Annotated in this window: 11 protein-coding genes; 8 read left to right on the top strand and 3 right to left on the bottom strand. The window is 70.7% G+C overall.

The window, feature by feature from the left end:
• Window positions 1–61: 61 nt before the first annotated feature.
• The 3 genes from ACWEVS_RS39570 to ACWEVS_RS39560 are packed head-to-tail and all read right to left on the bottom strand — an operon-like array spanning window position 62 to window position 3,405.
• A complete protein-coding gene (locus tag ACWEVS_RS39570) occupies window positions 62–1,255 on the bottom strand; it encodes a cytochrome P450 family protein (RefSeq protein ID WP_452555935.1) in 1,194 nt (397 codons plus the stop codon).
• Window positions 1,248–2,459 carry a cytochrome P450 family protein gene (locus ACWEVS_RS39565; protein WP_452555933.1) on the bottom strand — a complete coding sequence of 404 codons (1,212 nt, stop codon included), beginning with the start codon at window positions 2,457–2,459 and terminating at the stop codon, window positions 1,248–1,250. The genes ACWEVS_RS39570 and ACWEVS_RS39565 overlap by 8 nt, the downstream gene beginning before the upstream one ends.
• 55 nt (window positions 2,460–2,514) lie before the next feature.
• Window positions 2,515–3,405 (bottom strand): peptidylprolyl isomerase, encoded by an 891-nt coding sequence (locus ACWEVS_RS39560; RefSeq protein WP_452555931.1) that lies wholly within the window; start codon window positions 3,403–3,405, stop codon window positions 2,515–2,517.
• A 189-nt stretch (window positions 3,406–3,594) separates the two neighbouring features.
• Between ACWEVS_RS39560 and ACWEVS_RS39555 the strand changes: the two genes are divergently transcribed.
• The 8 genes from ACWEVS_RS39555 (at window position 3,595) to mltG (ending at window position 10,903) form a co-directional block, all read left to right on the top strand.
• Window positions 3,595–4,050, top strand: coding sequence for a DUF2231 domain-containing protein (locus ACWEVS_RS39555; RefSeq protein ID WP_452555929.1), 456 nt, complete (start codon window positions 3,595–3,597; stop codon window positions 4,048–4,050).
• Window positions 4,051–4,119: 69 nt separating this feature from the next.
• On the top strand, window positions 4,120–5,364 hold the full coding sequence (locus ACWEVS_RS39550; protein ID WP_452555949.1) for a replication-associated recombination protein A: 1,245 nt from the start codon (window positions 4,120–4,122) through the stop codon (window positions 5,362–5,364).
• Complete coding sequence (locus ACWEVS_RS39545) at window positions 5,361–5,753, top strand: VOC family protein (RefSeq protein WP_452555927.1); 393 nt, start codon at window positions 5,361–5,363, stop codon at window positions 5,751–5,753. Before ACWEVS_RS39550 ends, ACWEVS_RS39545 begins: the two co-directional genes overlap by 4 nt.
• 97 nt (window positions 5,754–5,850) lie before the next feature.
• Window positions 5,851–6,222: a DUF948 domain-containing protein gene (locus ACWEVS_RS39540; protein WP_354912100.1), complete on the top strand. Its 372-nt coding sequence runs from the start codon at window positions 5,851–5,853 to the stop codon at window positions 6,220–6,222.
• The gene (locus tag ACWEVS_RS39535) at window positions 6,219–6,449 is read left to right on the top strand and encodes a hypothetical protein (RefSeq protein ID WP_354912098.1); all 231 of its coding nucleotides are present in this window, start codon (window positions 6,219–6,221) and stop codon (window positions 6,447–6,449) included. Before ACWEVS_RS39540 ends, ACWEVS_RS39535 begins: the two co-directional genes overlap by 4 nt.
• A 20-nt stretch (window positions 6,450–6,469) precedes the next feature.
• Window positions 6,470–9,142 (top strand): alanine--tRNA ligase, encoded by a 2,673-nt coding sequence (gene alaS / locus ACWEVS_RS39530; protein ID WP_449926372.1) that lies wholly within the window; start codon window positions 6,470–6,472, stop codon window positions 9,140–9,142.
• Window position 9,143: 1 nt separating this feature from the next.
• Window positions 9,144–9,626, top strand: coding sequence for a Holliday junction resolvase RuvX (gene ruvX / locus ACWEVS_RS39525; RefSeq protein WP_452555925.1), 483 nt, complete (start codon window positions 9,144–9,146; stop codon window positions 9,624–9,626).
• Window positions 9,623–10,903: an endolytic transglycosylase MltG gene (mltG, locus tag ACWEVS_RS39520; RefSeq protein ID WP_452555923.1), complete on the top strand. Its 1,281-nt coding sequence runs from the start codon at window positions 9,623–9,625 to the stop codon at window positions 10,901–10,903. The genes ruvX and mltG overlap by 4 nt, the downstream gene beginning before the upstream one ends.
• Window positions 10,904–11,023: the final 120 nt, after the last annotated feature.

Here is an 11,023-nt window from a genome sequence, read left to right as displayed (position 1 = left end):
GGCGACCGCCCGCGGAACGAGCCGGTGGCGTGGCCGAGGCCGCGCCACCGGCTCGTCGGCGTCAGAACCGGACGGGCAGCGCGGCGAGGCCGCGCACGACCGAGCCGGTCAGCCGCCAGCTCAGCTCCTCCTCGGCGCAGCCCAGCGCGAGGCCGGGCAGCCGGTCAAGCAGGGTGCCGATGGCGATCTGGCCCTCCATGCGGGCCAGTGGCGCGCCGAGGCAGAAGTGGATGCCGTGGCCGAAGGCCAGGTGCCTGGTGTCGGCGCGGGTGATGTCGAGCGTGTCGGGCGCCGCCACGACCGCGGGGTCGCGGCCCACCGCGCCGAGCGAGATGTGCACCATGGCGCCCCGCGGGATGCGGGTGCCGGCGATCTCGAGGTCCTCGGCGGCGAAGCGCGGGGTCGAGCGCTCGACGGGCCCGTCGTAGCGCAGGAACTCCTCGACCGCGTTCGGCAGCAGCTCCGGCCTGGCGCGCAGCAGCTCGAGCTGGCCGGGGTTGCGCAGCAGCGCGAGCACGCCGTTGCCGATCAGGTTGACCGTGGTCTCGTGGCCGGCGATCAGCAGCAGGCTGAGCGTGGAGAGGAGCTCCTTTTCGGTCAGCTCGTCCAGGGACACCAGCGCGCTGATCAGGTCGTCGCGCGGCGCGGCCCTGCGCTGCTCGGTCAGGTCGCGGAAGTAGCCGGTGGTCGCCCTGGCCGCCGCCCTGCGCCGTTCGACCTCGTCGGGCTCGAAGGTGGGGTTGACCAGCAGGGCCGACCATTCGCGGAACAGGTCGCGGTCCTCCGGCGGCACGCCGAGCAGCTCGCAGATCACGATGATCGGCAGCGGGAAGGCGAACGCGTCCAGCAGCTCGGCCCTGCCGCCGGCGAAGGCGTCGATCAGCTCGTCGGTGATCTGCTGGACGCGCGGGCGCAGCTCCTCCACCCGGCGCGGGGTGAAGGCCTTGGAGACGATCCTGCGCAGCCGCGTGTGGTCGGGCGGGTCGGAGGAGAGCATGTTGGCGTCGAAGAGGAGGTCGTCCTCGGTGGCGATCGCCCTGAAGTAGTCGCCGAACCGCTGCATGTCCTTCGACAGGCGCGGGTCGTTCAGCGCGGCCCTGCCGTGCTCGTGATCGATGATCAGATAGGCCTCGAAGCCCGGCGGGAAGTCGATCGGGAAGACCGGTCCCTCGCCTCGTAAGGGGGCGTAGACGGCGTAGGGGTTCCTGCTGAACTCGGGGGTGAACAGGAACTCGAAGGGCAGCTTGTCAGGCACGCGGGCCACCCTGGATCGTGACCGGGAGGGCGGTCAGCGAGCGCAGGATGGAGCCGCTGAAGCGCCAGCTCAGCTCCTTCTCCTCGCAGCCGAGCGCGAGGCCGGGCAGCCGGGTGAGCAGCGAGCCGAAGGCGATCTGGGCCTCCATGCGGGCCAGTGGCGCGCCGAGGCAGAAGTGGATGCCGTGCCCGAAGGCGACGTGCCGGTTGTCTTCGCGCGTGACGTCCAGGGAGTCGGCGCGCTCGAAGGCCTGGGGATCGCGGCCCGCCGCGCCGATCGAGACGTGCACGAAGCTGCCCTTCGGGATCTGCGTCCCGGCGATCTCCATGTCCTCGAGCGCGATGCGGAAGGTGCCGCGCTCCACGGGCGCGTCGAAGCGCAGGAACTCCTCGACCGCGTTCGGCAGCAGGTCGGGCCGGGCGCGCAGCAGCTCGAGCTGGTCGGGGTTGCGCAGCAGGGCCAGCATGCCGTTGCCGATGAGGTTGACGGTCGTCTCGTGGCCGGCGATCAGCAGCAGCGCCAGCGTCGACAGCAGCTCCTGCTCGCTCAGCTCGGTGCTGGTGACCAGCGCCCCGACCAGGTCGTCGGTGGGGGTGGCGCGCCGCTGGGCGATCAGCTCCCTGAAGTAGGCGCGCAAGGCGTCGCCGGCCTCGTCGCGCTGCCTGGCCAGCTCCTCGTCGAAGGCCGGGCGGACCAGTGCGCCCGACCAGTGGCGGAAGTCGGCCCGGTCGCTGTCGGGGATGCCCAGCAGCTCGCAGATCACGATGATCGGCAGCGGGAAGGCGAAGGCGTCGATCAGCTCGATCGTGTCGCCCTCGAAGGCGTCGATCAGCTCGTCGGTGATCTGCTGGACGCGCGGGCGCAGCTCCTCGATCCTGCGCGGGGTGAACGCCTTCGACACCAGCCGCCGCAGCCGCGTGTGGTCGGGCGGGTCCGACATCAGCATGTTGTCGGCCAGCACGGGATTTTCCTGCGCGATCGCCTCGCGGAACCAGTCAGGGCCGTTGGTCAGGCTCTTGGACAGGCGCGGATCGTTCAGCGCGGGCCTGACGTGCTCGTGGTCGATGATCACGAACGAGGACGCGCCGGGCGGGAAGTCGATCGCGTGGACGGGCCCCTTCGCCCGGAGTTCGGCGTAGACCGCGTACGGGTCGGTGCTGAACTCCGGGGAGAGGAAGAACTCGAACGGAAGTTTGTCGGTCACAGCCTCCAGCGTGCCCCTGCGTGGCGGGGCGGCGGCGGCGTTGTGACCTGAATCACTAGGAGAAGCGCACGTCCTTGATCACGACCGGCTTCTTCGGCGCGGTGGTGCCGCCGTCGCCGGTGATGTCGTTGGGGTTGACGATCAGGTCCTTCTCGGTCTTGGCGAGGCCCAGCATCATCTCCATGCCCTTGCTGACCGTGCCCAGCACGCCGTACTCGGGGGAGACCTGCGTGTTCTCGTTGGACAGGGAGATGGCGAACTGGCTGCCGTTCTGGCCCGCGGCGCCCGACGGCTGGGTGACGAACACGACGCCCTGGGAGTACGGGATGCCGACGTTCTCGTCGCCGTAGGTGAAGCCGGACGATCCCTGACCGTCGGTGGGGTTGACCCCGTCGGCCTTGGCCAGCGGGTCGCCGCACTGCAGCAGGTGCACGCCCGCGGCGTCGGGCGTGACCAGGCGCTGGCACCTGGTGTTGTCGTAGAAGTTCTTCTTGGCCAGGAAGGCCAGCGCGTTGACCGTGCACGGCGCCTGCTCGGTCATGAGGTCGATGACGATCTCGCCGCGGTTGGTGACGATCGTCATCTGCTTGAGCTTCTTGTTGGGCCGCTTGCCCGGCAGGCCGACGAACTTGGTCGGGATGGCCGGGTCGTTCTGCCTCTTGTACTCGCAGGTCACCGGCCCCGCCGACGCCGTCGGGCTGGCCGAGGGCACCGCGGGGACCGAGGTGCTGGCCTTGGGGGAGGCGGAGGCCTCGGCCACGGGCGTGGCGTCGCTCTTGCCGATCATCGTGGTGGCCGCGACGATGCCGCCCGCCACGAGCGCCACGGCGACGCCCGCGCCGATGAAGGTGTTGCGCCTGGCCTTGGCCGCCTGCTCGGCCGCACGCTGCGCCTGTCGCTCCTTGTGCTCCCGCGCCAGCTCGCTCTGGCGGTCGTCGCCGCTCACCGGTATTTCCTCCACGTTTGCCGACACATGACCAAACTGCTCCGCGCATGCTATCGGGGTTGGGAATGTGCTGGACGTAAGTAGCTGGTGGGAGAGATGGGGCTTATGTCCTGAGAAGTAGATGAGAAACCGGTCTCAGCGAACCTCGGCGTGGTGGGATCCGTAGTCATATGAGAACGGAGTCGTGAAATGTTCAACGAGATCCTGGGCCTCCCCGCGCACCCACTGATCATCCACTTCGCGGTGGTGCTCACCCCGCTGCTGGTCGCCGCCTCCGTGGCGTACGCACTCGTGCCCCGCTTCCGGCCGTCCCTCGGATGGGCGGTGGTGGCGCTCGCGCTCGCCGCGCCCGCCGCGGTCTTCGCCGCCCGCCAGAGCGGCGGCGCCCTGAAGGCGGCCCGGTTCTCGCAGGTGGAGGGGGAGCTCGGGCAGCGCATCGCCGAGCACCAGAGTTTCGCCCTGCCGCTGCTGCTGGCCACGACCGGCCTCGGCCTGGCCGCCCTGCTGATGGTCTTCCTGTGGCGGGCCGAGCGGCGCGTGCCCGCCTGGGCGGCGTCGGCGGTGACGGTGGCGCTGGCCGTCGCGGCGGGCTACTACGTGTTCCGAGCAGGGGATTCGGGCGCCAGGGCGGTGTGGGCCCTGTAGGCTCGATTTGTGGAGAGTCTGTTCGATTCGGCCGCGGAGGAGGCCACCCCCCAGCCCCTGGCGGTGCGGATGCGCCCCCGCGCCCTCGACGAAGTGCTCGGCCAGCGCCACCTGCTCGGCCAGGGCACCCCGCTGCGCCGGCTGGTCGAGAGCGACGCGCCGATGTCGCTGTTCCTGTGGGGGCCGCCGGGCACCGGCAAGACCACGCTCGCCTACGTGGTCGCCGGCGTCACCAAGCGCCGCTTCGTCGAGATCTCCGCCGTGTCGGCCGGCGTCAAGGACGTCCGTGCGGCCATCGACAACGCGCGCCGCGAGCTCGGCATGACGGGCAGGCAGACCGTGTTGTTCGTCGACGAGGTCCACCGCTTCAACAAGGCCCAGCAGGACGCCCTGCTGCCCGCGGTGGAGAACAGGTGGGTCACCTTCATCGGCGCCACCACCGAGAACCCCTTCTTCTCGGTGATCTCGCCGCTGCTGTCACGCTCGCTGCTGCTGACCCTCGAGTCGCTGTCCGACGACGACATCCGCGCCGTGCTGCGGCGGGCCGTCACCGACGAGCGCGGCCTGTCCGGCCGCGCCACGCTCGCCCCCGAGGCGCTGGAGCACCTGGTACGGCTGGCGGGCGGTGACGCCCGCCGCTCGCTGACCTACCTCGAGGCCGCCGCCCTGCTGGCCGACGACATCACGGTCGAGGTCGTCGAGAAGGCGGTCGACAAGGCGGCCGTCCGCTACGACCGGCAGGGCGACCAGCACTACGACGTCATCAGCGCGTTCATCAAGTCGATGCGCGGCTCCGACGCCGACGCCGCGCTCCACTACCTGGCCCGCATGATCGAGGCCGGGGAGGACCCCCGGTTCATCGCCCGCAGGATCGTCATCTTCGCCTCCGAGGACGTCGGCCTGGCCGACAACACCTGCCTGCAGACCGCGGTCGCCGCCGCGCAGGCCGTCCAGCTCATCGGCCTGCCCGAGGCGGGCATCAACCTGGCCCACGCGGTCATCCACTGCGCGCTGGCCCCCAAGTCCAACGCCGTGGTCAAGGCCATCGGGGCGGCCGCCGACGACGTGCGGCGCGGCCTGATGGGCCAGGTGCCAGGCCACCTGCGTGACGCCCACTACCCGGGCGCGGCCAAGCTCGGCCACGGCAAGGGCTACAAGTACCCCCACGACTTCGAGCACGGTCTGGTCCGCCAGGACTACGCGCCCGAGGAGGTGCGCGAGCGCCGCTACTACGCGCCGACCAGGCACGGCGCCGAGGCCGGCGTCGCCGACCGGTGGTCCAGGATCCGCGACTTCCTGCGCGGATCCTCGTGAGCCTGCACCACGTGGAGCTGTGGGTCGACTCGCTGGAGGCGGTCCTGCCCGGCTTCACCTGGCTGTTCACCAGACTCGGCTACGAGCCTCACCAGGAGTGGGAGGGGGGAAGGTCGTGGCGGCACGGAGCCACCTACATCGTCGTGGAGGAGTCGCCGGCGCGGGTGCGGGAGCCGTACGACAGGATGCGCCCTGGCCTCAACCACCTGGCCTTCCACGCCGACGACGTCGACGCCATGGTGGCCGAGGCGCCGGCGCACGGATGGCGGCTGATGTTCGCCGACCGGCACCCCCACGCGGGCGGCCCCGGCCACTACGCGGCCTACCTGGAGAACGCGCAGGGCTTCGAGGTGGAGCTGGTGGCCGGAGCGCGTCGGGCGCCGGAGTGACTCGCTCGGCGCGACATACACCCAGCAGGCAGTCGAGTGGTATCCGGCACGATAGGGTCTTTCCCATTCCACGACGCCAACGGGGACGGATCCGCTGATGCTGACCGCAGGAGAACTGGCCGGGCTGATCGTCGCCATGGCCTGGGCGATCCTCGTCTGCTTTCTCGCCATGGTGCTCGTCAAGCTCGCGCGGCTGCTCAGGGAGACCACCAAGATGGTCTCCGACCTCAACGACCGGGTCGTGCCCCTGCTGGAGGACATGAGCATGACCGTCAACGAGGCCAACCGGCAGCTCGTCGCCGTCGAGGCCATCACCCGCGACGTCAAGCAGGTCAGCGGGCACGCCGCCAAACTCAGCGCCGTCACACAGACGATCTTCACCGGGCCGCTCATCAGGGTCTCCGCCCTCAGCCACGGCGTGCGCAGGGCCATCGAGGTCCGCAAGCAGCCGCGCAGGAGGCGGCGGTGATCAGGCGGCTGTTCTACATGGCGCTCGGCGCGTTCGGCGCCGTGTGGGTGATGCGCAAGCTGCAGACCCTCAAGCCCGACCACGTCGCCCGCAGGGCCGCCGACGGTGCCAGCGGGCTGCTGCTGCAGGTGAGAGACTTTACCTCCGAGGCGCTCGGCGAGGCCGCCGACCGCGAAATCGAGTTGCGATCCCGTTTCGGGCTCGACAACCCTGACACAACCCACTAACGCAAAGGATGGCCGCTGATATGGAGTCGGCAGAGATCGCCCGCCGCTTCCTGCGCTTCTTCGAGGAGCGTGGGCACAAGGTCGTGCCCTCGGCCAGCCTGATCGCTGAGGACCCGACGCTGCTCCTGGTGCCTGCGGGCATGGTGCCCTTCAAGCCGTACTTCCTGGGGCAGCGCAAGCCTCCGGCGGCACGGCTGGCCAGCGTGCAGAAGTGTGTGCGCACCCCCGACATCGACGAGGTCGGCAAGACCACCAGGCACGCCACCTTCTTCCAGATGCTCGGCAACTTCTCCCTCGGCGACTACTTCAAGGAACTGGCGATCCCGTACGCCTGGGAGCTGCTGACCAAGCCCGAGTCGGAGGGCGGCTTCGGCTTCCCCGAGGACCGGCTCTGGGCGACGGTCTACCTCGACGACGACGAGGCCTTCGACATCTGGCACAACAAGGTCGGCGTGCCGGTCGAGCGCATCCAGCGCCGCGGCCTGGCCGACAACTACTGGCACATGGGCGTGGCCGGCCCCGGCGGCCCCTGCTCGGAGATCTACTACGACCGCGGTCCCGAGTACGGCCGCGAGGGCGGGCCCATCGCGGACGAGAACCGCTACCTCGAGGTCTGGAACAACGTCTTCATGCAGGACCAGCTGAGCGCGGTCCGCAACAAGACTGACTTCGACATCTCCGGCGAGCTGCCCAACAAGAACATCGACACCGGCATGGGCCTCGAGCGCATGGCGGCGATCCTGCAGGGCGTCGACAACATCTACGAGATCGACACCACCTACAAGATCCTCGACAAGGCCGCCGAGCTCACCAACTCGCGCTACGGTCGCGACCCGCGCGCCGACGTCAGCCTGCGCGTGGTCGCCGACCACGTCCGCACCGGCACCATGCTGGTCGCCGACGGCGTCGGCCCGAGCAACGAGGGCCGCGGCTACGTGCTGCGCCGCATCCTGCGCCGCTCCATCCGCAACCTGCGCCTGCTCGGCTCGGGCGAGGAGCGCTACATGCACGAGCTCACCGCGGTCGCCATCGACGTGATGGGCGAGCAGTACCCCGAGCTGAAGAACGACGCGCCGCAGATCCACGCGGTCATCGACGCCGAGGAGACCTCCTTCCTCGGCACGCTGCGCACCGGCACGGCGATCTTCGACGTCGCCGTCGAGGAGACCAAGCGCAAGTCCGGCACCACGCTCTCCGGCGACCAGGCCTTCCAGCTCCACGACACCTACGGCTTCCCCATCGACCTCACCCTGGAGATGGCGGCCGAGCAGGGGCTCAAGGTCGACGAAGAGGGCTTCCGCCGCCTGATGAAGGAGCAGCGCGAGCGCGCCAAGGCCGACGCGGCGGCCAAGAAGACCGGCAACGCCGACATCTCCGTCTTCGGCGAGCTGCTGGAGAAGGCGGGCACGGTCGAGTTCCTCGGCTACGACCTGACCACGGCGGAGTCCAGCGTGGTCGGCATCCTCGTCGACGGCGTCCCGGTTCCCGTGGCCGGCGCGGGCTCGACCGTCGAGGTCGTGCTGGGCCGTACCCCCTTCTACGCCGAGGGCGGCGGTCAGCTCGCCGACCAGGGCGTGCTGCGCACCTCGGGCGCGCAGGTCGACGTGCTCGACGTGCAGTCGCCGATCAAGGGCCTGGTCGTCCACCGCGGCAAGGTCCGCACCGGCGAGCTGCGCCTGGGCGACGAGGTGCAGGCCGAGGTCGACGTCGAGCGCCGCAAGGCGATCTCGCGCAGCCACAGCGCCACCCACCTGGTGCACCGCGGCTTCAAGAACGCCCTGGGCGAGTCGGCGGCGCAGGCGGGCTCGGAGAACTCGCCCGGCCGCTTCCGCTTCGACTTCACCTCCGCCGGCGCCGTGCCGCCCAGCGTGCTGCGCGACGTCGAGGACGAGGTCAACGCCGTCCTCATCAACGACCTCAGGGTCAACGCCTTCTACACCTCCCAGGCCGAGGCCAGGGCGATGGGCGCGCTGGCCATGTTCGGCGAGAAGTACGGCGACGAGGTCCGCGTCGTGGAGATCGGCGACTACTCCCGCGAGCTGTGCGGCGGCACCCACGTCCACTCCTCGGGCCAGCTCGGCCTGGTCAAGGTGCTGGGCGAGCAGTCGGTCGGCGCGGGCGTGCGCCGCGTGGAGGCGCTGGTCGGCATCGACGCCTTCCGCTTCCTGGCCCGCGAGTCGCTGCTGGTCGCCCAGGTGACCGAGCAGCTGAAGGCGCGCCGTGAGGAGCTGCCCGAGCGCATCGAGGGCATCGTCTCCCGGCTGCGCACCGCCGAGAAGGAGCTGGAGAAGCTGCGCTCCGCGCAGGTGCTCCAGATCGCCGGCGATCTGGCCGCGCAGGCCCGTGAGCTGCATGGAGTCTCTGTCGTGACCCACCGCGCGCCTGATGGAACCGGGCCCGATGATCTGCGTAAGCTCGCGCTTGACGTGCGCGGCAGGTTCGCCGGCGACCGTCCGGCGGTCGTCGTGCTCGCCGGGGTCCCCGCTGACCGTCCGGTGGTGGTTGCCGCGGTCAACGAGGCGGGGCGCGAGCGGGGGCTCAAGGCCGGGAGACTGGTCGGCGTCGCCGCCAAGGCGCTTGGGGGTGGCGGTGGCGGCAAGGACGATGTCGCGCAGGGCGGGGGCACCCGTCCTGAGGCGATCGACGAGGCGTTGCGCGTGGTCGGCGAGACCATCGCGGAGCAGCTCACCTGACATGAGATTCGGCGCACGACTCGGCGTCGACGTCGGGTCCGTACGCATCGGAGTGGCCCGCAGCGACCCCTCGGGACTGCTGGCCACTCCGGTGGAGACCGTCAGACGCGGTGCGGGCGACCTCGACCGCATCGCCGTCCTGGTCGAGGAGCACGCGGCGATCGAGGTGATCGTCGGGCTGCCCACCTCGCTGTCGGGACGTGAGGGCCAGGCCGCGGTGCTGGCCCGCACCTTCGCCGTCGACCTCGCCGTACGGCTGGCACCCGTGCCGGTGCGGCTGTTCGACGAGCGGCTGACCACGGTCGCCGCCCAGCAGGGGCTGCGGGCCAGCGGCGTCAAGGCCAAGAAGCAGCGCTCCGTCGTCGACCAGGCGGCCGCCGTCGTGCTGCTGCAGGACGCGCTCGACGCGGAGCGAGCCACAGACCGGCCACCAGGCAGACCCGTCGATCCGCCCGAAGCGGCGGACGACGGGTCTGCCCGGTGAGCGGGCCGGACGACGAGGGACCCCGCACGACGCCGGGACGTCCCCTGGAGGACACGGCTCCGCTGCCGGTGGCCGAGCTGCCGTCGAGCCGGCGGCCCGGCGACGACGACGGTGACTCGCTGGCCGAGGTGATCCCCTTCAGCAGACCGGCGGAGGACGAGGGAGAGACCGGCGGCGACGGGCCCGACCTGCCGGCCGCCGGCTGGGCGACCTCGCCGGCAGCCGATCGGGCGGCCTCCGGCCGGCGCCGGGCCAGGCGCAAGGCGGCCACGCTGGCGGGTGGCGCCGCCGCCTCCGTGCTGGCGCTCGGCGCCGCGGGGTTCGTGGTGCTGAAGCCGTACGTCATGCCCGCGGACTTCGACGGGGCGGGCACGGGAGCGGTCACCGTGCACATCCACCCGGGAGCCAGCGCGGGCGACATCGGGGCACTCCTGACCGAGGCCGGCGTGGTGGCCAGTGCCCGCTCGTTCGCCAACGTGGCGCAGGAACGTTCCAAGGCGGCGAGCCTGTATCCCGGGCACTACCTGCTGCGCAAGGGGATGGCCGCCGCCGCGGCGCTCGACTTGCTGCTGACGCCGAGTGCCAGGGTGGTCAAGCGGGTCACGCTGCCCGACGGCATGCGGCTGTCGGAGGCGCTGCCGTACCTGGCCAAGCAGTCGGGCATCCCGCTCCAGGACTTCCGGACGGCCAGGGTCGCCACGCTGGGCCTGCCCCGCTACGCCCGCGGCCTGGAGGGCTTCCTCTTCCCGGCGACCTACGAGGTCGAGCCGGGCGGCACGGCGGCCGACCTGCTCAGGCGGATGGTCACCCGGTTCAGGGAGGCGGCCGCGAGCATCGGCCTCGAGTCACGTGCCGCGGGGGTCGCGCTCACGCCGCTGGAGGCGGTCACCGTGGCGAGCCTGGTGCAGGCCGAGGGCGGCAGGGACGGCGACTATCCGAAGATCGCTAGAGTGATCTACAACCGGCTCAGGAGCGGCACCCCGCTCCAGCTCGACGCCACCGTCACCTATGCGCTCAACCGGCGCACGCTGAAGCTGTCGCAGGACGATCTCAGGGTGCGCTCCCGGTACAACACCTACCGGCACAAGGGCCTGCCTCCGGGGCCGATCGCCAATCCGGGGGAGAAGGCGCTGCTGGCCGCGTTGCACCCGGCCAGGGGCGATTGGAACTGGTTTGTGACAACCAACCCGGAGCATAGAATCACGAAATTCACCGACAAAGAGAGTGAGTTCGTGAGATACCGGGAAGAGTTGAACGACTACCTCGGGACCCATTGATGCTGCTCGGGGCCTGCTTAGTCCCGCCGAGGACCGGGGCCGGGGCGGAGGCGCGCACGCCTGCCGCATCCCCTAGCATTGCTACACATCGTGATAACCGCTGGTCACCGGCTCAAGGCC

The sequence above is a fragment of the Nonomuraea sp. NPDC003754 genome (genome assembly GCF_053605785.1).
This window is presented reverse-complemented; position numbering and strand designations above follow the sequence as displayed.